Origin of the sequence: Stenotrophomonas maltophilia (assembly GCF_023518235.1) — a bacterium.
Classification (GTDB): domain Bacteria; phylum Pseudomonadota; class Gammaproteobacteria; order Xanthomonadales; family Xanthomonadaceae; genus Stenotrophomonas.
Map to the genome: position 1 here is coordinate 1,870,596 of NZ_CP090423.1, position 21,499 is coordinate 1,892,094.

The 21,499-nt window shown below is 67.4% G+C and carries 17 protein-coding genes; 12 read left to right on the forward strand and 5 right to left on the reverse strand.

What is annotated here, in order from left to right:
• Nucleotides 1-15: 15 nt before the first annotated feature.
• Both LZ605_RS08905 and LZ605_RS08910 read right to left on the reverse strand, forming a co-directional pair.
• Entirely contained in the window at nt 16-1,413 is a 1,398-nt protein-coding gene (locus LZ605_RS08905; RefSeq protein WP_249844527.1) for a glutamine synthetase family protein, read from the reverse strand.
• The gene (locus tag LZ605_RS08910; RefSeq protein ID WP_249844528.1) at nt 1,410-2,171 is read right to left on the reverse strand and encodes a gamma-glutamyl-gamma-aminobutyrate hydrolase family protein; all 762 of its coding nucleotides are present in this window, start codon (nt 2,169-2,171) and stop codon (nt 1,410-1,412) included. Before LZ605_RS08910 ends, LZ605_RS08905 begins: the two co-directional genes overlap by 4 nt.
• Before the next feature lie 160 nt (nt 2,172-2,331).
• Between LZ605_RS08910 and LZ605_RS08915 the strand changes: the two genes are divergently transcribed.
• Nucleotides 2,332-3,609 (forward strand): FAD-binding oxidoreductase, encoded by a 1,278-nt coding sequence (locus tag LZ605_RS08915; RefSeq protein ID WP_306803893.1) that lies wholly within the window; start codon nt 2,332-2,334, stop codon nt 3,607-3,609.
• Nucleotides 3,610-3,839: 230 nt separating this feature from the next.
• On the forward strand, nt 3,840-5,462 hold the full coding sequence (locus tag LZ605_RS08920; protein WP_249844529.1) for an MASE1 domain-containing protein: 1,623 nt from the start codon (nt 3,840-3,842) through the stop codon (nt 5,460-5,462).
• 103 nt (nt 5,463-5,565) lie between these two features.
• Here the strand turns inward: LZ605_RS08920 and LZ605_RS08925 are convergent, their stop codons facing one another.
• Nucleotides 5,566-6,030: a hypothetical protein gene (locus LZ605_RS08925; protein WP_249844530.1), complete on the reverse strand. Its 465-nt coding sequence runs from the start codon at nt 6,028-6,030 to the stop codon at nt 5,566-5,568.
• Nucleotides 6,031-6,322: 292 nt separating this feature from the next.
• Between LZ605_RS08925 and LZ605_RS08930 the strand changes: the two genes are divergently transcribed.
• From LZ605_RS08930 to LZ605_RS08940, 3 genes are all read left to right on the forward strand, one after another.
• Entirely contained in the window at nt 6,323-7,876 is a 1,554-nt protein-coding gene (locus LZ605_RS08930; protein ID WP_249844531.1) for an MASE1 domain-containing protein, read from the forward strand.
• A gap of 96 nt (nt 7,877-7,972) precedes the next feature.
• Nucleotides 7,973-9,316 (forward strand): diguanylate cyclase, encoded by a 1,344-nt coding sequence (locus LZ605_RS08935; RefSeq protein WP_249844888.1) that lies wholly within the window; start codon nt 7,973-7,975, stop codon nt 9,314-9,316.
• Nucleotides 9,317-9,401: 85 nt separating this feature from the next.
• Complete coding sequence (locus tag LZ605_RS08940; RefSeq protein WP_053509854.1) at nt 9,402-9,863, forward strand: bacteriohemerythrin; 462 nt, start codon at nt 9,402-9,404, stop codon at nt 9,861-9,863.
• On the opposite strand, the gene LZ605_RS08945 is transcribed toward LZ605_RS08940, so the two are convergent.
• Together LZ605_RS08945 and LZ605_RS08950 are read right to left on the reverse strand one after the other, a co-directional pair.
• Complete coding sequence (locus LZ605_RS08945; RefSeq protein ID WP_249844532.1) at nt 9,844-11,145, reverse strand: MFS transporter; 1,302 nt, start codon at nt 11,143-11,145, stop codon at nt 9,844-9,846. The two genes, LZ605_RS08940 and LZ605_RS08945, sit on opposite strands and share 20 nt — an antisense overlap.
• 202 nt (nt 11,146-11,347) lie before the next feature.
• A complete protein-coding gene (locus tag LZ605_RS08950; protein ID WP_249844533.1) occupies nt 11,348-12,844 on the reverse strand; it encodes an aldehyde dehydrogenase in 1,497 nt (498 codons plus the stop codon).
• A gap of 103 nt (nt 12,845-12,947) precedes the next feature.
• On the opposite strand from LZ605_RS08950, the gene LZ605_RS08955 reads away from it, so the two are divergent.
• The 7 genes from LZ605_RS08955 (at nt 12,948) to LZ605_RS08985 (ending at nt 21,485) form a co-directional block, all read left to right on the forward strand.
• The gene (locus LZ605_RS08955) at nt 12,948-14,300 is read left to right on the forward strand and encodes an aspartate aminotransferase family protein (RefSeq protein ID WP_249844534.1); all 1,353 of its coding nucleotides are present in this window, start codon (nt 12,948-12,950) and stop codon (nt 14,298-14,300) included.
• A gap of 63 nt (nt 14,301-14,363) precedes the next feature.
• Nucleotides 14,364-15,242, forward strand: coding sequence for a plasmid replication/partition related protein (locus tag LZ605_RS08960; protein WP_249844535.1), 879 nt, complete (start codon nt 14,364-14,366; stop codon nt 15,240-15,242).
• Nucleotides 15,243-15,345: 103 nt separating this feature from the next.
• Complete coding sequence (locus tag LZ605_RS08965) at nt 15,346-16,632, forward strand: DUF445 domain-containing protein (RefSeq protein WP_249844536.1); 1,287 nt, start codon at nt 15,346-15,348, stop codon at nt 16,630-16,632.
• Nucleotides 16,633-16,905: 273 nt separating this feature from the next.
• Nucleotides 16,906-19,104: a TonB-dependent siderophore receptor gene (locus tag LZ605_RS08970; protein WP_249844537.1), complete on the forward strand. Its 2,199-nt coding sequence runs from the start codon at nt 16,906-16,908 to the stop codon at nt 19,102-19,104.
• Between the two features lie 106 nt (nt 19,105-19,210).
• On the forward strand, nt 19,211-19,525 hold the full coding sequence (locus LZ605_RS08975; protein WP_249844538.1) for a DUF3649 domain-containing protein: 315 nt from the start codon (nt 19,211-19,213) through the stop codon (nt 19,523-19,525).
• A complete protein-coding gene (locus LZ605_RS08980) occupies nt 19,522-21,159 on the forward strand; it encodes a PepSY-associated TM helix domain-containing protein (protein ID WP_249844539.1) in 1,638 nt (545 codons plus the stop codon). Before LZ605_RS08975 ends, LZ605_RS08980 begins: the two co-directional genes overlap by 4 nt.
• A complete protein-coding gene (locus tag LZ605_RS08985) occupies nt 21,156-21,485 on the forward strand; it encodes a DUF3325 domain-containing protein (RefSeq protein WP_249844540.1) in 330 nt (109 codons plus the stop codon). The genes LZ605_RS08980 and LZ605_RS08985 overlap by 4 nt, the downstream gene beginning before the upstream one ends.
• The last annotated feature ends 14 nt before the right edge of the window (nt 21,486-21,499 follow it).

Consider the following 21,499-nt stretch of genomic DNA (forward strand, 5'->3'; position numbering starts at 1 on the left):
TTCTATTCCGGATGCTCAGACGTTCAGCAGCAGGAACTCGCGCTCCCACGAGCTGATGACACGGAAAAATGTCTCATATTCCTTGCGTTTGACCGAGATGTAGGCCCGGCAGAAGCGCTCGCCCAGCAGCGCCTGCAGCTCGCTGCACTGTTCCAGCCCGTCCAGCGCCTCGCCCAGCGAGCGCGGCAGGTTGTAGCCCAGTTCCTTGGCGCTGCCGGTCACCGGCGCATCCGGCGCCAGCCGCTCGCGGATACCGAGCAGGCCGCAGGCCAGGGTCGCGGCCATCGCCAGGTACGGGTTGGCGTCGGAACCGGCGAAGCGACTCTCCACACGCATGTTTTCCGGCGTATCCAGCGGCACGCGCAGGCCACAGGTGCGGTTGTCGAAGCCCCAGTGCACGTTGCTCGGCGAGACCTCGCCGAACACCAGCCGGCGGTAGGAATTCACGTTCGGCGCGAAGAACGCCATCGCCTGCGGTGCGTACTTCTGCAGGCCGCCCAGGTAATGGCCGAACACCGGGCTGAACTCGCCTTCGGCATCGGTATCGCCGGCAAACACGTTGCTGCCGTCACTCACCCGCACCAGGCTCTGGTGGATGTGCATGGCGCTGCCCGGCTCGTTCTCCATCGGCTTGGCCAGGAAGGTGGCGTACACGCCATGGCGCATCGCCGCCTCGCGCATGGTGCGCTTGAACAGGAACACCTGGTCGGCCAGATCCATGGCGTCGGCATGGGTGAAGTTGACCTCCAGCTGCGCCGCGCCGGATTCGTGGATCAGGGTGTCCACGTCCAGCTTCATCGCATCGGCGTAGTCGTACATCAGATCGAGAATCGGATCGAATTCGTTGACCGCATCGATCGAGTACGACTGCCGCGCCGTTTCCGGGCGGCCGGAGCGGCCGGCCGGCGGCAGCAGCGGGAAATCCGGGTCGGTGTTCTTCTGCACCAGGAAGAACTCCAGCTCGGGCGCCACCACCGGGCGCAGGCCCAGTTCGGCATATCCGGCCAGCACGCGGCGCAGCACGTTGCGTGGCGCCAGTTCGTGCGGCTCGCCATGCTTGGTGTAGCAATCATGGATGACCTGCGCGGTGGCATCGGCCGCCCACGGCACCATACGCACCGTGTCCGGGTCCGGGCGCAGCATCATGTCCGAGTCCGACGGCGAGGTCAGCTCGTAATAGTCGTCGGGGAATTCACCGGTGACGGTGGTGGCGAAAATGCCTTCGGGCAGGCGCGTACCGTAATCGTGCGAGAACTTGTCGGCGGGAATGATCTTGCCGCGCGCGTTGCCGGTGATGTCCGGCACCAGGCATTCGACCTCGGTGATGCGCCGCTCCTTCAGCCAGCGCAGCAGGCTGCTTTCCTGCGGTGCGGGGGGCGTGGCCGTCTTGCGCGGGCGCGTTCGGGAACTCATCGGGAATCCAGTCGGTTCTGTTGGTGCTCTCGGCAAGCTTGGCCGAATGCACGGAAAATAGCGTGATAGAACGGCGCCTGCATGACACGCCACTCCGGGTGCCACTGTACGCCGAGCACGAACCGATGGTGCAGGCTGCGTGCCGCCTCGACCAGCCCGTCCTCGGCCCAGGCCTCGCCGTGCAGCCCCAGCGCGAGGCGCGCGATGCCTTGCCCGTGAACGGAATTGACCTGCGCGCGGTCGCTGCCCGCCCACTGCGCCAGCCATCCCTCGGCGGCCAAGGTGACCGGATGCGCCGGGCCGTACTGCACCTCCACCGGCGCCTGCGGGTCCTCGCGATGGTCCGACAGGCCCGGCACCGCGTGCACCTGCGGATGCAGGGTGCCGCCCAGCGCGACGTTCAATTCCTGGAAACCGCGGCAGATCGCCAGCACCGGCAGATCCAGCGCCAATGCCTCGTGCAGCAGCGCAAGGGCCGTGGCATCGCGGGCCGGGTCATGCGGGTTGCCCGGCCAGCTGCGGCCACCTTCGTAGTGCTGCGGTTCGATGTTGCTGACCGCACCGGTCAACAGCAGGCCATCGAGGCCGTGCAGCCAGTCGGCAGGCGGCAGCGGTGGTTGCAGGCTCGGCAGTATCACCGGGGTGACTTCGGCCGCCTCAACCAGCGCACGCACGTACTTTTCGCCGGCCACCGCGAAGCGGTGATGGCCGAGCACGGTGCTGTCGGTGGGCAGCCCCACCCAGGGCAGGCGACGCATGGAGAGCTCCTTGGCGTGTGGACACGTTACCCGCCGGCGTGCGACGGCGACAAGTCGCCGCCGTCACACCACGGCCGTCACCCATCGGCGAAACTAGGCATGTGAACGCTGATCGTCCTGCCCCGCCCTGCCCCGTTGCCCTGCGCCCGCGAGGCCCGCAGTGAGCGCCGCCTTCCCACCCAGCTGGTACGCCGCCAGCCTGCCTGAACCGCCTGCGCTGCCCGTACTTCGCGGCGATCTGCAGGCCGATGTGGCCGTGCTGGGTGCCGGTTACACCGGCCTGACCGCCGCACTGGAGCTGGCCGCACGCGGCCGCCGCGTGGTGGTGCTGGACGCGCAGCGGATCGGCTGGGGGGCGTCCGGCCGCAACGGTGGCCAGGCGCTGGTCGGCTACGGCTGCGAGGTGGACGAACTGGAGCGCCAGCTTGGCCGCGAGGATGCGCGCCATCTGTTTGACTGGTCGCGCGAAGCGGTACAGGCGATGCGCACGCGCATCGACCGCCACCACATCGACTGCCACTGGGTGGAAGGCCACGCCAGCGTCGCCATACGCGAGCGCCACGAGCGTGACCTGCGCGCCAACTGCGAGCACCTGCAGCGCCACTACGACTACCCCATGCAGTGGTGGGACCGTGATGCCCTGCGCGCGCAGCTGGACAGCCCGCGCTACCGGGCCGCAATGTTCGATCCGCTCAGCGCGCACCTGCACCCGCTGGCCTATGCCCGCGGCCTGGCCGATGCAGCGCGGGCAGCGGGGGTGGTCATTCACGAAGATTCGCCGGTGGTGCGCATCCAGCGCGGGCCACGGCCAACCCTGCGCACCGCGCAGGGCAGCGTGCGCGCCGAGCAGCTGGTGGTGGCCGGCAACGCCTGGCTGCAGGGGCTGTTGCCGGAGCTGGAACGGCGGATCATGCCGGTCGGCACCTATATCGGTGCCAGCGCGCCATTGGGTGCCGAGCGCGCCCGTGCCCTGATCGGCAACGACATGGCTGTGGCCGACACCGCCTGGGCGCTGGACTATTTCCGCCTCAGCCACGACCACCGCCTGCTGTTCGGCGGCCGCGCCAGTTACTCGGCGCTGCCACCACCGGGCCTGCGCGGGGTGATGCAGCGGCGCATGCACCAGGTGTTCCCGCAGCTGGCCGACGTGCCGCTGGAACAGGTCTGGGGCGGCTACGTGGACATCACCCGCAACCGTGCCCCGCACTGGGGCCGGCTGGACGGCAACCTGTACTTCGCACAGGGGTTCTCCGGCCATGGCGTGGCCGCTGCCGGTCTGGCCGGCGAGGTCATCGCCGCCGCCATTGCCGGCCAGAGCGAGCGCCTGGACGTGTTCCAGCGCCTGCGGCATGCGCCGTTCCCGGGCGGCCGGCTGCTGCGTACGCCGCTGCTGGTGGCGGCGATGTCCTGGTACAAGCTGCGCGATGCGTTGTGGTGAGACCGACCCGGCGCGACCTGTCCACGACCGGATAACGAAACCGGTGACGGTTATCGACGATTTCATCATACGAGGATGTGAAGACCGCTCATTCACAACGGCGTGATGGAATTCACATTTGATCGGAAGATCAAATCGGCAATTGCATTATCCAATTCATGTCGATACCGTCCCTTGGAACCGGGTCCCGCGGCGAATGGATGCTGACAGGGAACGTACTCGAGGGAGAAGTGCGATTGAACTGGTGGAATGAAGGCCTGCAACTGAAGTTGCGCATCCATCCGGCAGGGTTGGTCCTGGCGGCGTTCTATGCGGTCGCATGCTGGGCGACGCGACAGTTGTCACTGGATCAGTTCTACCTGCCCGCAGGAATACGCGTGGCGGCCGTGCTGCTCTGCCCGCCACGGCTGTGGCCCTATCTGCTGCTGGGCGAGTACGCCTACTTCGCGCAGATGCGCTATCCGATGATCGACAAATATGGCGCGGCCTGGGTCGTGTTCGCATCGGCATCGCTGATGCCTGCGGTGATGCTCATTACCCACCTGTGCCGCAGGGCATTGGCGCATTCGGTCAATGCCCGCCTGCTGGCCATCGCACTGCTGTCTTCAGTCGTGGTCACGCTGCTGAACGTAGGTTTCTCGCAACTGCTGTGGCCGACGCCGCCGGCCGATTCGCTGCTGGCCTTCGTTTCTCGCGCGATCCGCTTCAGCGTCGGCGATTTCATTGCCATCCTGACCGTCGCGCCGCTCGCGCTGCTGTGGGCCAAACGCGATGCCGAGGCCGGCTGGAAAACCCTGTTCACCGGGCCGGCGGCAGTTGCTTTGTCGTTGATGTCGCTGCTCGGGATTACCGCAACCCTGATTCCTTCCGAGGCCAGTGCACTCAGGACCTCCCTGCAGCTGCTGATGGGCCTGCCGGCGATTGCGCTGACCTGCCAGTATGGCTGGCGTGGCGCTGCCATCGGTGTGCCCGCACTGAATCTGATCATCGGCCTGACGACCCCCAAGCCGTATGCCGCCGCCTTCGATGCATCGGCCTTCACCACGCAGCAGATCATGGCCATCACCGGTGTCGCGCTGCTGCTGCTGGGCTCGCGCATCAGCCACTACCATCGCCGCTATCAACTTCGCGAGGTCGGCGAGAAGAACGCCATCCATCTGGCACGCAGTTCGCAGATGGCGAGCGAATCGGATCTGCGCGAACGCGCCATCCACCTGCGCAAGCTCGGCGATGGCATCGACCTGTCGCTTTCGGAAGTCATCAACTGGCTCAACACCCACGGCCACTCGGCCATCGCCAACAGCTTGACCCACACGGCCAACGTGCACTCCCGGCTGTTCCGCGAACAGGCCAGCATGGTCTATCCCACCGCACTGGAGCAGTTGGGGCTGTATGTCGCGCTGCAGGCAGGCGGCGTACACGCGGCGTGGGTCAATACCCACCGTGTGGTCGAGCCGCGCCTGTCCGGCGATCCCTGCCGGCTCAGCCTGGACCTGCAGCTGGCGGCCTACCGCACCCTCATCGACGCGGTGTCCCTGCTGTTGAAGAGCGAACCAGGTCAGATCGTGGTGCGGGCGCGGTGCAGCCGCGCGGGGCAGCAACGCGGCATCGTGATGACCGTCTCGTTGCTGGACCCGCATCGCGCTTTATCCGCCGCCACTGAAGGCAAGGTCAGGGAACGATTGGCAGGCCGGACGCTGGCATTCGGTGGCTCGGTGCACTGCCGCCACAACCGCATCGTCATGGTGCTGGTGGAACCGGTCGCCAGGACGCGACGGGAGTCGGTCGAAGGCGCGGTGTTCGGCGCCAGCATCGCCTCTCCGGCCTGGGACGGGCGGCAGGCCGAAGCCTGACCACCGACGGTCCGGCGTGCCCTGCATATGGACGCACGCCTGACCGCAGGCCCAGTGGAGTCAGACGATCAGCAGGCGACGCATGTCCCCTGCCGATCGCTCATCACTGCGCTTCAATGGCCCAGAACACGCGCGTCCCGGCGCTGTAGCGCACCAGCACGAAGCCATTGCCGCGATAGACCAGCGAACGGGTCGCCTTGGCGGGCACCGGCAGCGGCTGCCCCGGCAGCGACACCGGCACCTGCACATTGCCGGCCGGAAGCGCCCAGAACGTCGCATCGGCGTTGCCGATGATGACCTGCACGCGACCGGCGAGGTCATTGACCTGGAAGTACGAGATTCCATCACGCTGGAAACCGTAGACCAGCCACGACGGGTCTTCACTCAGATTGGTCGACGCCGGAAAGGCCTCGCCCAGACCGCGCTCGCTCATGCTGCGGATGCCGTGATCATCGGACTGGGCCAAAGCCGACATTGGCAGGCAGGCAGCGATGACCACACCCAGCGTTGCACCAACATTAACTATTCGCACGTTTGCCTCCTCGGCAGGGAAAATGAAGAGCACCATTACCTACTTCCCCGATTGTGGCCGGGGGCCGCCCTTGATGCATCCTGCAGAAAGTCGCAGCACCACCTGGACATGCAAGCTCCACTATATGTCGACGGCGGCCGTTGATACATACCGGCACACGTGATCAGACGATCTGGATAATGCTGTCCGCTGCCGGGGGATGCGCAGATTCCGGCCGCATTGCGCATCGGCAGTCGAAGCATGCACAACGATTGCACCTGCCCACATCAATGGATAGTGTCCATGGCCGGGGCACGGGCACGCTGCCCCGGGCAACGGAGGCTCGCACTTGGATCGTTTGAAGAACGTCGTTGAACTGAGCGTCCGGATCCGGCCGGTCGGGCTCGCGTTGGCGGCACTCTATGCGGCCAGTTGCCTGGCCTCGCGCCAGTTCTCGCTGGACCAGTTCTTCCTGCCGGCCGGGATCCGGGTGGCGGCGCTGCTGATCGTGCCGATCCGCCTGTGGCCCTACCTGCTGCTGGGTGAGTACGCATACTTCGCAACGCTGCGCATCCCCATGATCGACAGCTATGGCCTGGCCTGGGTCATTCTGGCCTCGACGCTGCTGATGCCGATGGCGATGCTGGTGGTCTACCTGCATCGGATGAGAATGCCCTCCGAGGCCGCCACCGGTCTCTGGCTGCTGTCGCTGATCTTCGGCACGGCACTGTTCGTACCAGGTCTCAACCTGGGCATTTCCTATGTGCTGTGGTCGAACCCGCCGCCAAGCAACCTGCTGGATGCGGTCGACCGGACGATCTTCGGCCACTTCGCCGCCATCATCACCCTGGTGCCGTTGGCGTTCCTGTGGGCGCGGCGGCATGCCGATCCCGAATGGAGCACCCGTTTTGCCCTGCCGACCGTTGCAGCGATCCTGGTGATGCTGATCCTGGGGCTGGGCATGCAGCTGACAGCCAGCAGCGCCCACACCACGCGAACCCATCTGGTGCTGCTGGCGGCGCTGCCCGCCATCGCCCTGACTTTCATGCATGGATGGCGCGGCGCGGCCATCGCAATTCCCCTGCTGAACCTGCCGTTGCATGGCGCAACGCCGAGCACCGGCCTGCCCTCCTCGTTCGACCTGGGCACGTTCGCCACCCAGCAGAACATGGCGGTGATGAGTGTCGCGCTGCTGGCACTGGGATCGAGCATCAGCTATCACCACCAACGCGCCCGGTCCCGCGGCCTGGCCGAAGAAACCACGTTGCGCCTGACCCGCAGTTCGCACCAGACCAGCGAGCGCGAGCTGCGCCAGCGCGCCACCCATCTGAAGCACCTGGGTGAAGGCATGGACAGTTCGCTCAACGAAATGGTCAGCTGGCTCAGGGCGCAGGGCCACCATGCGGTGGCCAACAGCCTGCAGCACGCCTGCTCGGTGCACTCGCGCCTGTTCCGTGAGCAGGCCAGTCTGGTCTATCCCACCGGGCTGGAGCAGGTCGGCCTGTACATCGCGCTGCAGGCCGGTGGTGCCTGCGAGATCTGGAACAGCACGCACCGCGTGACGCCACCCAGGCTGGCGGGCAACCCCTGCCTGCTGACCGTGGATCTGCAGCTGGCGATCTACCGCACGCTGATCGAAGCGGTCTCGCTGCTGCTGGAGCTGGAGAGCGGGCAGGTGCGCGTGCGTGCCCGCAGCGGCCGGGCAGGCGATCGCCGTGGCATCGTGGTTGTCGTGGGCCTGCTCGACCGCAGTTGCACGCTGTCGGCCGGTACCGCCCACCAGGCCGTCGAACGCCTGTCCGGACGCATGCTGGCCTATGGCGGAGCGCTGCGCTGCCGCGGCAATCGCCTGCGGCTGGTCCTGCATGAGCCGGCCGTGCACGCTTCGCAGGCGGCAGCCTGATCGCGGAACAGGCCAGGTGCGCAGCATTCGCGGCTAAAGTTTCACCCGAAACCGCCGTTATCCGTGCCGAGCCCCTCCCTCGTGAGCCACCGCATCATGCCCGTGCTGCCGCAGGCCGCCGTCGATGGCGACCTCGCCGATCCACTGCCACAGCGGATCCTGCTGGTCGAAAACTCCCGCGCGTTCACCGGCATGCTGCGCGAGGCGATCGAGCAACGCCTGGAGCTGCCCGTTGTGGTTGCCCCCACCCTGGCCGAGGCCGACCGTCTGCTGAGCGAAGGCGCCGGCTGGTTCCTGGTGCTGACCGGACTGGTGCTGGCTGACGGCGACCGCGACACGGTGGTGGAGTTCTTCCTCAAGCGTGGCCTGCCGACCGTGGTGGTCAGCAGCGTGTATGACGAGGACCTGCGCAAGCGCGTGCTGCAGCAGCAGATCATCGATTACGTACTGAAGAACACCCCTGGCAGCATCGACTACCTGGTATGGCTGGTGCAACGGCTGGAGCGCAACCGGCGCATCGCCGCGCTGGTGGTGGATGACTCGCCGTCCGCGCGCGGCTATGCCGCCGCTCTGCTGCGCATGTACGGCCATGAAGTACATGAAGCCGCCGATGGCAACGAGGGCCTGGCGGCGATCGAAGCCCACCCGGCGATCCGGCTGGCGGTGGTCGACCAGGAAATGCCGGGCATGCAGGGCGTGGAGTTCACCCGCCGCCTGCGCACCCTGCGCTCGCGCGACAAGGTCGCGGTGATCGGCATTTCCGGCAACACCGACGCCTCGCTGATCCCGCGCTTCCTGAAGAACGGCGCCAACGACTTCCTGCGCAAACCGTTCTCACGGGAGGAATTCTTCTGCCGCGTCTCGCAGAACGTGGATCAGCTGGAGCTGATCGGCACCCTGCAGGATCTGGCCACCCGTGATTTCCTCACCGGCCTGCCAAATCGCCGCTGCTTCCTGGAGCAGAGCCAGCGCCAGCTGCCGCAGCTGCAGCTGCACGGGCAGTGCGTGGCGGTGGCAATGATCGACATCGACCACTTCAAGCACATCAACGATACCTACGGCCACGAGGCCGGCGACGATGCGTTGCGCGCCGTGGCCGGCGCGGTGGCCGCCCATGCGCGCAGCCAGGACCTGATCGCGCGCTTCGGCGGCGAGGAATTCTGCCTGCTGGTGCCGGACATGGAGCAGGACGAGGCATTGCTGTACTTCGAGGAACTGCGCCAGCGCATCGCCGCGCTGGAGGTGGACATCGGCACCGCCACCCTGCGCATGACCGTCAGCATCGGCCTGTGCTGCCTGCGCCCGCAGCGCGATGCGCTGCACCGGCTGATCTCCGAAGCCGACCGCCAGCTGTACCTGGCCAAGGCCGGCGGCCGCAACCGGGTCAGCTGCACCACGGTGGCCAGCCCGTTGCGCCCGCGCGAGCCTGCGCTGTCCTGATTGCCGCGCTTTGATCCAGATCAACGCCGCCTGCGGTTGGCGGTTCTACAGTCGGCCCCGACATACGCATGAAGGGGCGCCGGGGATGGCACTACTGGTCTGGCAGGACGATCTGAACATCGGCATCGATGTGATCGATCAACAACACCGCCGCATCATCGAGATGCTCAACCACCTGCACGTGGCCCAGGCCAGTCTGCAGCGTGCGGCGGTGGGCGAGGTGATCGACGAGGTGGTGGACTACACCATGTCGCACTTCGCGTTCGAGGAAGAACTGATGGAGGAAGCGGGCTACCCGTTCTGTGCCGCGCACAAGCGCGTGCATGAGGTCTTCATCAAGCGCGTGGCCGAGTACCGGCTGCGCTTCCAGGCCGGCGAGGACATCAGCGACGAGCTGCGCACCATGCTCTCACGCTGGCTGTTCAACCACATCCGCGGCGACGACCAGGCCTATGCCGAGCAGGTCAAGGCGCACCTGAACCAGTTCGCCCGCGAACACCAGGGCGGCGGTTGGCTGGGGCGCACGCTCAAGCGCTTCTTTGGCTGAGCCACAGCGCGCGACGGTGCAGGGCCACCAGCGCGCACAGGGTCGCCACCGCGGTCAGGCACAGGTAGTAGCCCACTGCGACCAGGCCGAAACGTTCGGCCAGCCAGGTGGCCAGGTACGGTGCCGGCGCCGCACCGAGGATGCCGGCCAGGTTGAATGACAGCGAGGCACCGGTGTAGCGCACTTCCACCGGATAGATCTCGGCCAGGAAGGTACCGCAGGGGCCGTAGGTCAGGCCCATCAGGAACAACCCCAGGCACAGGAAGGCGGTGACCAGCCACGGACTGTGCGGCTGGAACAGCGGCGCGAACAGCACGCCGAAGCCGATGATCAGCACGCTGGCGACGATCATCGTGCGGCGCGTACCCCAGCGGTCGCCATAGCGCGCCGACAGCGGGATGCCCAGCGCGAAGAACAGCATGCCGGCCATCTGCATCAGCAGGAACTGCTCGCGGCTGTAGCCAAGCACGGCGGTGCCATGGCCGAGACTGAACACCGTCATCAGGTAGAACAGCACGAACGTGGCGAACGCGCCCAGCGTGCCCAGCAGCATCGGCACCGGATGATCGCGCAGTACCGTCCACATCGGCAGCCGCACCGGCGCCTTGCGTTCCAGCGCCTGCTTGAAGTCGGGGGTCTCGTGGATGTTCAGGCGCACCCACAGGCCAAGGCCGACCAGCAGCGCGCTGGCCACGAACGGAATGCGCCAGCCCCACTGCAGGAAGTCGTCCTGGCTCAGGTAACGCCCCAGCAGCAGGAAGATGCCGGCCGACAGCAGGAAGCCGATGGGCGCGCCCAGCTGCGGAAACATGCCATACCAGGCGCGCTTGCCGGGCGGCGCGTTCTCGGTGGCCAGCAGCACCGCCCCGCCCCACTCGCCGCCCAGCCCCAAGCCCTGCCCGAAACGGCACAGCGCCAGCAGCGCCGGCGCCCACAGGCCGATCTGCGCGTGCGTCGGCAGCAGGCCGATCAGCACCGTGGACAGGCCCATGGTCAGCAACGCGGCGACCAGGGTGGCCTTGCGGCCGATGCGGTCGCCGAAGTGCCCGAACACCGCCGAGCCGACCGGGCGGGCGATGAAGGCCACCGCGAAGGTCGCCAGCGATTGCAGCAGCGCCGCCTGTTCGCTGCTGTCCGGGAAGAACAGGTGCGGGAACACCAGCACCGCCGCCGTGGCGTAGATGTAGAAATCGAAGAATTCGATGGTGGTGCCGATCAGGCTGGCCAGCAGGACACGACGGGGGGAATTCACGGGTGGCGCGGCAGCGGTGATCGTCGACATCGGCAGTACGGGCAACGGTGGATCGTTCGATTCTGCCACGGGCCGGTGGCTGCACGGGCCAATGGTTTCAGCCGACACCGATGCCGAAGAAGGGGGCGGGCGCCATTCCGTAGCGTCGAGCTTGCTCGACGGCTGTTTGCTCTTTTGAGGAAGGGCCGTCGAGCAAGCTCGACGCTACGGAACAGCGCAGAACCGGGCGCGGTCAGAGCTGGATCCAGGTGGCCTTGATCTCGCTGTACTTGTCGAACGCGTGCAGCGATTTGTCGCGACCGTTGCCGGACTGCTTGTAACCGCCGAACGGCGCGGTCATGTCGCCACCGTCCCAGCCGTTCACCCACACACTACCGGCGCGCAGCTGGCGCGCTACCCGATGGGCGCGGCCGAGATCGCGCGTCCACAGCCCTGCCGCCAGTCCATAACGGCTGTCGTTGGCCAAGCGTACCGCCTCGGCCTCGTCATCGAAGCCGAGCACCGCCAGCACCGGGCCAAACACCTCCTCCCGCGCCAGCGCCTGCTCCGGCCGCACCTGGTCGAACACCGTAGGTTGCACGTAGCAGCCGCCAGCCTCCACCTCCGCCCGATGGCCACCCAGCAGCAGACGGGCGCCCTCGCCCTCGGCGCGGGCGATGTCGGCCAGCACCTTGTCCGCGTGCGCGGCGTCAACCAGCGCCCCCATCGGCGCATCGGCGTCCAGCGGATGACGAGGCTGCATGTGCTGGCCGTAGGCAACCACCTGGCGCACGAAGTCCTCGCGGATCGAGCGCTGCACCAGCAGCCGCGAGCCGGCGGTACAGACTTCACCCTGGTTGAAGAAGATGCCCTGCGCCACGCCCTTGGCCGCCGCGTCCAGATCCGGCGCGTCGGCAAACACCAGGTGCGGGCTCTTGCCACCGCACTCCAGCCAGACCCGCTTCAGATTGGAGCGGCCCGCGTACTCCAGCAGCTTCGCGCCAGTGGCCGTAGAGCCGGTGAAGGCCAGCACGTCCACATCCATGTGCAGGGCCAGAGGCTCGCCGACGCGCGCGCCGTGGCCGGGCAGCACGTTCAGCACGCCGTCCGGCAGGCCGGCCTCGGCGGCCAGCGCCGCCAGCCGCAGCGCACTCAAGGGCGAACGCTCGGAGGGCTTGAGCACCACCGAATTGCCCATCGCCAGCGCCGGTGCGATCTTCCAGCAGGCCATCAGCAGCGGGAAATTCCACGGCACGATCGCGGCCACCACGCCGGCGGCCTCGCGCGTGACCAGGCCCAGCTCATGCGGACCGGTGGGTGCGATCTCGCCGTACAGCTTGTCCACCGCCTCGGCGGTCCAGGCCAGGCAGCGCACCACGCCGGGCAGGTCGATGCGGCGGGCGTCGCGCACCGGCTTGCCCATATCCAGGGTTTCCAGCAGGGCCAGCTCGTCGGCGTGCTTTTCCACCAGCGCCGCCAGCGCCAGCAGCACGCGCTTGCGATGGGCCGGGCTGGCCTGCGACCAGTGGCCGGCCTCGTAGGCGCGCCGCGCGGCCAGCACCGCGCGCTCCACATCCTGCGCGTCGCAGTCGGCGACCGCCGCCAGTATCCGCCCGTCGATCGGGCTGATGCAGTCGAAGCGTGCGCCGCTGGCGGCATCGGCGTAGCGGCCATCGATGAAGGCCTGGCCCGGCATCGAAAGGCGCTCGGACAGCGCCTGCCAGTAGCTGCGGTCGGGGAAGTCGGCCATGTCGGGCTCCTTGGAACAGTGTCCCCGGTTATACCGGCGTGGCCGCGACTCCGCCGTGACGCGGCTGCGCTACATTCACCCTATCGGACCCGATGGAGCCGGCATGAAGCGCCCTGAAAGCGACCTGCACGACCTCACCACCCAGCGCCCCGAGTCACTGGAGGCGTACTGGATGCCGTTCACCGCCAACCGCCAGTACAAGGCCGCGCCGCGCCTGCTGGTGCGGGCCGAGGGCATGCACTACGAGGATGTGGACGGCCACCGGATCCTCGATGGCACGGCCGGCCTGTGGTGCTGCAATGCCGGCCATGCGCGCCCACGGATCGTCAACGCCATCGTCGAACAGGCGCGTACGCTGGACTACTCGCCTGCGTTCCAGATGGGCTCGCCACCGGCGTTCGCGCTGGCGCAGCGGTTGGCCGCACTGGCGCCGACGCCGCTGAACCATGTGTTCTTCACCAGCTCCGGCTCCGAAGCGGTGGATACCGCGATGAAGACGGTGCTGGCCTACCACCGCCAGCGCGGCGAGGGCCAGCGCACACGCTTCATCAGCCGCGAGAAGGCCTACCACGGCGTGGGTTTCGGTGGCATGGCGCTGGGTGGGCTGTCCAACAACCGCAGGGCCTTCGGCCTGCAGCTGGGCGGCGTTGATTACCTGCGGCACACCCTGGACCTGCAGCGCAATGCGTTCAGCAAAGGCCTGCCGCGCCAGGGCGCTGAACTGGCCGATGACCTGGAACGGCTGATCGCCCTGCACGATGCCTCGACGATTGCGGCCGTGTTCGTCGAGCCCATCGCAGGGTCGGCCGGGGTGATCCTGCCCGCGCCGGGTTACCTGCAGCGCCTGCGTGAGCTGTGCGACCACCACGGCATCCTGCTGGTATTCGACGAGGTCATCACCGGCTTCGGCCGGCTCGGCATGCCCTTCGCCGCGCAGCGTTTCGGGGTCACGCCGGACCTGCTGACCTTCGCCAAGGCCGTCAGCAACGGCGCGGTGCCACTGGGCGGCGTGCTGGTCAGCGACGCCGTGCATGCCACCTTGATGCAGGCACCGCCACAGGCCATCGAACTGTTCCACGGCTACACCTATTCGGGCCACCCGCTGGCCTGCGCGGCGGCCCTGGCCACACTGGAGGTCTACGCCGAGGAGCGCCTGTTCGAACGTGCCATCGAACTGGGCGAATACTGGCAGGAATCGCTGCATGCGTTGCAGGGCCTGCCCAATGTGATCGACATCCGCAACTTCGGGCTGGTCGGGGCGGTCGAGCTGGCGCCACGCCGGGACATGCCCGGCAGCCGCGGCTACGAGGTGTTCCGGCGCTGCTTCCACGACGGCCGGCTGCTGGTGCGCTGTACCGGCGACATCATCGCGTTGTCGCCGCCGCTGATCGTGGACAAGGCGCAGATCGACCAGATCACCGGCACCCTGGGCGAGATGATCCGGGCCACCGCCTGAGCCCGGACCGGCGCTGGCGAGCAGGTACAATGGGCGGTTCCGCTCCTGCTCGTTGCCGCGCCCATGGATATCGTCGTCAAAGAAGAACTCAAGGCCTATATCGACCCGCTGACCGCGGACGAACATGACGCGCTGGAGCGCAGCATCCTGGCTGAAGGCTGCCGCGATGCGCTGGTGCTGTGGGGCGACGTGCTGGTCGATGGCCACAACCGCTTCGGTATCTGCCGCAAGCACGGCCTGCCGTTCAACACCGTGCAGAACACCCGCTTCCAGAGCATGGAAGACGTGCACCTGTGGATGATCGAGCAGCACCTGGGCCGGCGCAGCGTCTCCGATTTCCAGCGTGGCGTGCTGGCGTTGCGCAAGCGCGACATCCTGGCCGCCCGCAAGCAGGTCGAGCAGGCCCAGCTGCAGCGCGAAAGCGACGGCACTGCCGACATCATCGACGAGGGCGGCGAAGACAGCCCGCCGTGGGAACCGGCACCTAAGATCAGCCGCGCCGAGCTGGCCCGCGAAGCCAAGCTGAGCACCAGCCAGGTCGGCATGATCGAACGCATTCATGCCCAGGCCGCGGCCGAAGTGGTGGAAGCGGTCAAGGCCGGTGTGATCTCGATCAGCGCTGCTGCCGCCGTGGCCGATCTGCCGGAAGACGAGCAACGCGCCGCCGCTGCCGGCGGCAAGGACGAGCTGAAACAGGCCGCCAAGCGCGTGCGCGAGTCCAAGCGCAAGCCGCGCGCACCGAAGCCTGAACCGGCCGAGATGGACTTCGAGGAAGCAGACGAGGACGAGATCGCCAGCCGCGATGCCGAAGTGCTGTCGGCGCTGGAGCAGCTGGGTGAGGACGCACCGGCGCTGCGCCGCCGCGTGGTCGCCCTGACCCGCGAGAACGATACCCTGCGTGCGCAGCTGGCCGCGCTGCGCAAGCAGCTCGAAGCGCTCTGAACCTTTGGGTAGTGCCGGCCGCTGGCCGGCAACCCCATGAACGTTCCCGGTGCGTTGTAGTTGCCGGCCAGCGGCCGGCACTACTGGCAGGTAGACTTCCGGCATGACGCTTGCCAATGATCCGCGCCGCGCCCAGCTGCGGCGCCTGAAAGCCCTCGCGCTGGGCCTGCTGCTGTTGATGCTGGCCGGTTTCACGGTCAGCCACTGGCAGGGCGAGCGCGGCATCTGGGCCTGGGTCTCGGCCTTCTGCGAGGCCGCGGCGGTCGGTGCGCTGGCCGACTGGTTCGCTGTCGTTGCCCTGTTCCGGCGGCCGATGGGCCTGCCGATTCCGCACACCGCGATCATCCCACGCAGCAAGGAGCGCATCGGCGACAGCCTGGCGCTGTTCGTGCGCGACCAGTTCCTGGAGCCGGGTGTGCTGCTGGCCAAGCTGCAGGTGTTCGATCCGGCCAGCCGCCTCGGTAGCTGGCTGGCCGACCCGGCGCGCTCGCGGATGCTGGCCGACATGGCCCGCGGCTGGGCATTGCAGGCGCTGGATTTCTTCGATGAGACGGCCGTACGCCGGCAGCTGCATGCCTTCGTGGTACAGCAGCTGCGGCAGTGGAATGCCGCCGCCACCGCCGGCGAACTGCTGGCCCTGCTGACCGCCGATGGACGCCACCAGCGCGTGCTGGACGAAGGCCTGCAACGACTGGGGCGCTGGCTGGAGCAGCCGGAAGTGAAGGAGCGCGCCTCGCAGCTGATCGTGCGCTACATCCAGCGCGAATGGCCGACGCTGTCGAGCACGGTGAACTGGGTCAAGCCGATCGACGAGATCGGCGACAGCCTGGCCGAACGCCTGGCGCGTGCGGTGCTCGAAGAGCTGCAGCAGGTGCTGGCCGAGCCGCAGCACCCGCTGCGCCAGGACTACGAGACCTGGCTGCAGAACTACGTGCAGCGCCTGCGCGAAGACCCGGCGCTGGCCGAGCGCATCGAACAGCTCAAGCAGGAAATGATCGACCACCCCGCGCTGCAGGAGTACGTGCAGGGCCTGTGGGCGCGCATCCACGCCAGCCTGCGCGCGGACCTGCAGCGCGAGGATTCGGCACTGGTTGGCCACCTGCAGCGCAGCCTGGGTTCGCTCGGTGCCAGCCTGCAGGCCGACCCGGCCCTGCGCGAGGCGCTGAACCAGCATCTGCTGGAAGGTGCGCAACGCCTGACCGGACGCCTGCGCGAGGGCGTGACCACGCATATCGCGCAGACCGTGAAGGGCTGGGACGAGCGGCACCTGGTGGAGCAGCTGGAACTGAGCGTGGGCCGCGACCTGCAGTTCATCCGCTTCAACGGCACCCTGGTCGGCGGTCTGATCGGCCTGCTGCTGCACGCCGCGACTGTGCTCTTCCGCTTCTGAGATGCGCCCTGCGCCGACGAGTGCCACCCTCACGCTTGATTAACGAAATGCGAATGCCTATCATTTGCTGATCGGTTGTACGCTTAGCCAAGCGGGGCACGGAAGCACGCACCCACCCGCCCCTTCGCCCGTGTACATCCCCCGACTACCGGGTCGCCCGCACTGCGCGGGTGGCGCCCCGTCGATGGGACTCGCTGGGCGACGTGCGCGAAGCGCACGGCCGCTGCGTCTGCGCATTCCATCGCCTGTTTCGTTCTGCATGGAACCGCACCGATGGCAACGCCGCTCAACTCCCCCCGTCCTACTCTGCTGGCCCTGGCCGTGACCGCACTGATGATCGCTCCGCTGGCCCACGCCGACGGCACCGCCGATCCTTCCGCGCGCACGCTCGATACGGTGAAGGTGACCGCCGACGGCGAGATTCCCAACAGCTATGCGGTCAAGGGCGCGCGCAGTGCGACCAAGCTGGACTTGTCGCTGCGCGAAACCCCGCAATCGGTGACGGTGATCACCCGCCAGCGCCTGGACGACATGGGTCTGTTCTCGCTGTCGGACGTGATGGGCCAGGTGACCGGGGTCAGCGTGTCGGTCACCGACAGCGAGCGCATCAACTATGTCTCGCGCGGCTACACCATCGAGAACTTCCAGATCGATGGCATGCTCAACACCTTCGGTGGCTCGGTCAAGACCAACACCGACAACGTGATCTACGAGCGTATCGAAGTGATCCGTGGTGCCACCGGCCTGACCACCGGCGCCGGCGATCCGTCCGGCACCATCAGCATGATCCGCAAGCGCCCCACCGATACCTTCCAGATGGGCGCCAACCTCACCGTGGGCCGCTGGAACAACCGCCGTCTGGAAGCCGACCTGGGTGGCCCGGTCGCCTGGGACGGACGCATCCGTGCGCGCTTGGTCGCGGCCAAGCAGCAGAGCGATTCGTTCCGTGATGTCTATGCGCTGGACAAGGACGTGTTCTACGGCATCGTGCAGGCCGACCTGAGCGACAGCACGCTGTTCGAGGTGGGCTACGAGTACCAGTCGCCGCGCACCACCGGCGTGACCTGGGGCGTGGTGCCGTATTGGGGCGCCGATGGCGCGCCGGCAAACCTGCCACGCTCGACCAATCTGTCGGCCTCGTGGAGCGCCTGGCCGATCGTGGAAAAGACCAGCTTCGCGCGCCTGGAGCAGCAGTTGGGCAACGGCTGGTCGGTGAAGGGCAACCTCAGCCACGCCGTGCGCGATACCGATGGCAGCGTCTGGTACGGCGCGGCCGGCAACCCGCGCGCCGATGGCAGCGGCGTCACCGCCTACATCTCGCACTTCAACGAACACAGCACGATGGACGTGTTCGATGTCAACGTTGGTGGCCCGTTCCAGCTGTTCGGCCGCGAGCACGAACTGGTGTTCGGGCTCGGCCAGGCGGTGCGCAAGGGCGAATCGGAAGGCATGGATTTCGACTATGACGATGCCTATGCCGTGGTGCCGGACTGGCGCCATTGGACCGGCGAGGTGCCGGTGCTGCCCGTCACCCGCCTCGGCCGCCTGTCGTCGCAGAATGAACTGCGCCAGCGCGCAGCCTATGCCGCCGCACGCCTGCGCCTGGCCGATCCGTTGCTGGCCGTGGTCGGCGCGCGCTATGGCAGCTGGGAAACCCGCAGCTGGGCCTATGGCTACGATGCCAATGGCAACCGCAACCGCACCACCCGCACCGGCTACCGGCCGGACGACATGCTCACCCCGTATGCCGGCCTGATCTACGACTTCAACTCCATTTTCAGCGGCTATGTCAGCTATACCGACATCTTCAAGCCGCAGAACTACCGCGACCGCAACGGCAACTATCTCGAGCCGGTGGTCGGCAGCATGTACGAAGCCGGCGTCAAGGCCGAGTTCTTCGGCGGCCTGCTCAATGCCTCGGCCGCCGTGTTCGAGGGCAAGCAGGACAACGTCGCCGAGATCGATGATTCGGTGCCGGTGAACTCGCTGCCCGATGGCAGCCAGGCCTACCGCTCCACCGGCAAGGGCAACAAGGTCAAGGGCTGGGAGATCGAAACCCAGGGCAGCATCGGCGAGCAGTGGAACATCTCGGCCGGCTTCGCCCACACCGTCATCCGCAACAAGGACGGCGTGCTGCAGCGGACCACCGCCCCGCAGGACACCTTCCGGCTCAACACCAGCTGGCGCCCCGGCGGTATCGACGGCCGCTTCTGGCTGGGTGGTGGCGTGACATGGCAGAGCCGCATCTGGAACACCAGCACCAAGCCCGACCGCAGCAAGGCCAGGATCACCCAGGACGCGTTCCATCTGGTCAACCTCGCCGGCGGCTACCGCTTCAATGAGAACTTCAGCGCCCAGCTCAACATCAACAACCTGCTGGACAAGAAGTACTTCAACAATGTCGGTTTCTACAACGGCGTGTACTGGGGCGAACCACGCAATGTCACCGTGACGCTGCGCTGGAAGCTCTGACCCCGATGGATGGCGCCGGTTCTGCGACCGGCACCCGGCCACGGATGGCCAACCCCGGCGCGCTTCGGTGCGCCGGCCTTCTTCCCTTGAAACCTGCAGGATCGCCGTGGACCGCTCGCCCGCAACCGCCAGCCCCCGCCCCTTCTTCTCCAACCCGCGCTGGGGCGTGCTGTCACGTTCGCTGGCCGCGATCTTCGGCGGCTATGCGCTGGCCTCGATGACCAGCGTGTTCTGCGCGGTGGCGTTGCCCGGCGCGCGCGGCCAGACCGTGCTGACCGGCATGCTGCTGGCGATCCTGGTTGCCGCCTGCGCCGCACTGTGGGCGTTTGCCACCCGCAGCGCGCTGCGCGCCTGGGTCGGCATCCTCGTCCCGGCCCTGCTGATGGCCGGCATCGCACGCCTGATGGGAGCCTGGGCATGAAGAACGGATTCCGCCAGTCGATGGCCTGGCTGCACACCTGGACCGGGCTGCTGGTCGGTTGGTTGCTGCTGCTGATCTTCATGGCCGGCACCGCCAGCTACTACCGCGAGGAAATCAGCCGCTGGATGCGTCCGGAGCTGCCGGCCAACAAGGTCAGCATCGATGTCGCCGCGCAGCGCGCGGTGGACTACCTGCAGGTCAATGCCAGCCAGGCCGAGAACTGGTTCGTCACCCTGCCGCAGCCGCGCAACCCGGCCATGCAGATGTTCTGGCGGCTGCCGCCGGAGCTGGCCGACCCCAGCCGTGGCCGCCGCGGTGGCTTCGGCGATGCCACGCTGGACCCGAACACCGGCCAGGCATTGAAGGCGCGCGAGACCCGCGGCGGCGACTTCTTCTACCGGCTGCACTTCGACCTGCACTACATCCCGGTGCTGTGGGCGCGCTACCTGGTTGGCTTCTGCGCGATGTTCATGCTGGTGGCGATCATCACCGGCGTCATCACCCACAAGAAGATCTTCAAGGACTTCTTCACCTTCCGCAAGGACAAGGGCCTGCGCTCCTGGCTGGATTTCCACAACGTCAGCGCGGTGATGGCGCTGCCGTACCACGCGATGATCACCTACACCGGCATCGTCACCCTGATGATCATGTACCTGCCGTGGGGCGTGAAGGTGGCCTACCCGCAGGATGAGGACAAGTTCTTCTTCGAGGCCTTCGGTGGCATGCCGGAAGTGACCGCGCCGGCCGAAGGACGCGCCAACCCGCTGCCGATCGCACAGCTGCTGGACAGCGCACGCGCGCATTGGCAGGGCGTGGAAGTGGCCGGGTTCACTGTGTCCAACCCGGGCGCGGCCAATGCGGTGATCGACATCCGCCAGCGCGACGGCAAGCGCCTGTCCACCGACACCCCGGCCGTGCGCTACAACATGGTCAGCGGCGCGCTGCTGGAAGAAACGCCGCCGTCCGGTGGCGCCACCGCCACTCGGGGCGTGCTGTACGGCCTGCACCTGGCCCGCTTCGCCGACTGGGGCCTGCGCGCGTTGTTCTTCCTGTCCGGCCTGGTCGGCTGTTTGATGGTAGCCAGTGGCGTGGTGCTGTGGGCGGTGAAGGAACGGCCGAAGCATGCCAAGAGCGGGCGCACCGGCTTCGGCCTGCGCCTGGTCGATGCGCTGAACATCGGCACCGTGGCCGGCCTTCCGATCGCCTTCGCGGCCTATTTCTGGGGCAACCGCCTGCTGCCGCTGGACATCGCCGAGCGTTCCAGTGCCGAGGCCAACGTCTTCTTCTACGCCTGGGGCGCGGCGTTGCTGGCCGCCTTCATCTGGCCCAAGCGGATGATGTGGGCGTGGCAGTTGTACCTCGGTGCAGCGGCGTTCGCGCTGGTTCCGGTGGTCAACGCGCTGACTACACACGCGCACCTCGGCGTCACCCTGCGCAACGGTGACTGGGTGCTGGCTGGCATCGACCTGTCGATGATTGCATTCGGCGCGATGCTGGCGATGTGCGGCTGGCGCATGCAGCGCTGGACGCCGCCGCTGAGTGCGGCCGAGAAGAAGAAGCGTGCTGCCGCTGCGGCTGCACCGAAGGCATCGGTGAACGCTGCAGAAACGACCGGAGCGGAGGCCAGCGCATGATGCTGCTGGCACTGACGCTGTCGTTCTCCGCGTTCACCGCATTGTCGCTGGCGATGGAAAAGCACCAGCACGACCTGCATGGCAAGGCCGCTGCCGCACCGGCACGGCGCACGCAATGGCGGGTGCTGGGCTGGGCGTTGCTGACGGTGGCCTTCGCGCTGTGCGTGGCAGACCACGGCTGGGCAATGGGCCCGGTGCTGTGGCTGGGCGCGATGACCGTGGGCGGCGTGGCACTGTCGTTCGGTCTGTACCCGTACCGGCCGAAGTGGATCGCCCCGCTGGCGATCGCGTTGCCGGTGGTCGGGCTGGTGGTGGGGTTGCTGTAGCCGCAGGACGGGGT

Bases quoted from the DNA above. Each gene is read 5' to 3' on its own strand.
- LZ605_RS08905 (WP_249844527.1), bottom strand. From the start codon at position 1,413: ATGAGTTCCCGAACGCGCCCGCGCAAGACGGCCACGCCCCCCGCACCG.
- LZ605_RS08910 (WP_249844528.1), bottom strand. From the start codon at position 2,171: ATGCGTCGCCTGCCCTGGGTGGGGCTGCCCACCGACAGCACCGTGCTC.
- LZ605_RS08925 (WP_249844530.1), bottom strand. From the start codon at position 6,030: ATGGTGCTCTTCATTTTCCCTGCCGAGGAGGCAAACGTGCGAATAGTT.
- LZ605_RS08935 (WP_249844888.1), top strand. From the start codon at position 7,973: ATGCCCGTGCTGCCGCAGGCCGCCGTCGATGGCGACCTCGCCGATCCA.
- LZ605_RS08940 (WP_053509854.1), top strand. From the start codon at position 9,402: ATGGCACTACTGGTCTGGCAGGACGATCTGAACATCGGCATCGATGTG.
- LZ605_RS08945 (WP_249844532.1), bottom strand. From the start codon at position 11,145: ATGTCGACGATCACCGCTGCCGCGCCACCCGTGAATTCCCCCCGTCGT.
- LZ605_RS08950 (WP_249844533.1), bottom strand. From the start codon at position 12,844: ATGGCCGACTTCCCCGACCGCAGCTACTGGCAGGCGCTGTCCGAGCGC.
- LZ605_RS08955 (WP_249844534.1), top strand. From the start codon at position 12,948: ATGAAGCGCCCTGAAAGCGACCTGCACGACCTCACCACCCAGCGCCCC.
- LZ605_RS08960 (WP_249844535.1), top strand. From the start codon at position 14,364: ATGGATATCGTCGTCAAAGAAGAACTCAAGGCCTATATCGACCCGCTG.
- LZ605_RS08965 (WP_249844536.1), top strand. From the start codon at position 15,346: ATGACGCTTGCCAATGATCCGCGCCGCGCCCAGCTGCGGCGCCTGAAA.
- LZ605_RS08970 (WP_249844537.1), top strand. From the start codon at position 16,906: ATGGCAACGCCGCTCAACTCCCCCCGTCCTACTCTGCTGGCCCTGGCC.
- LZ605_RS08980 (WP_249844539.1), top strand. From the start codon at position 19,522: ATGAAGAACGGATTCCGCCAGTCGATGGCCTGGCTGCACACCTGGACC.
- LZ605_RS08985 (WP_249844540.1), top strand. From the start codon at position 21,156: ATGATGCTGCTGGCACTGACGCTGTCGTTCTCCGCGTTCACCGCATTG.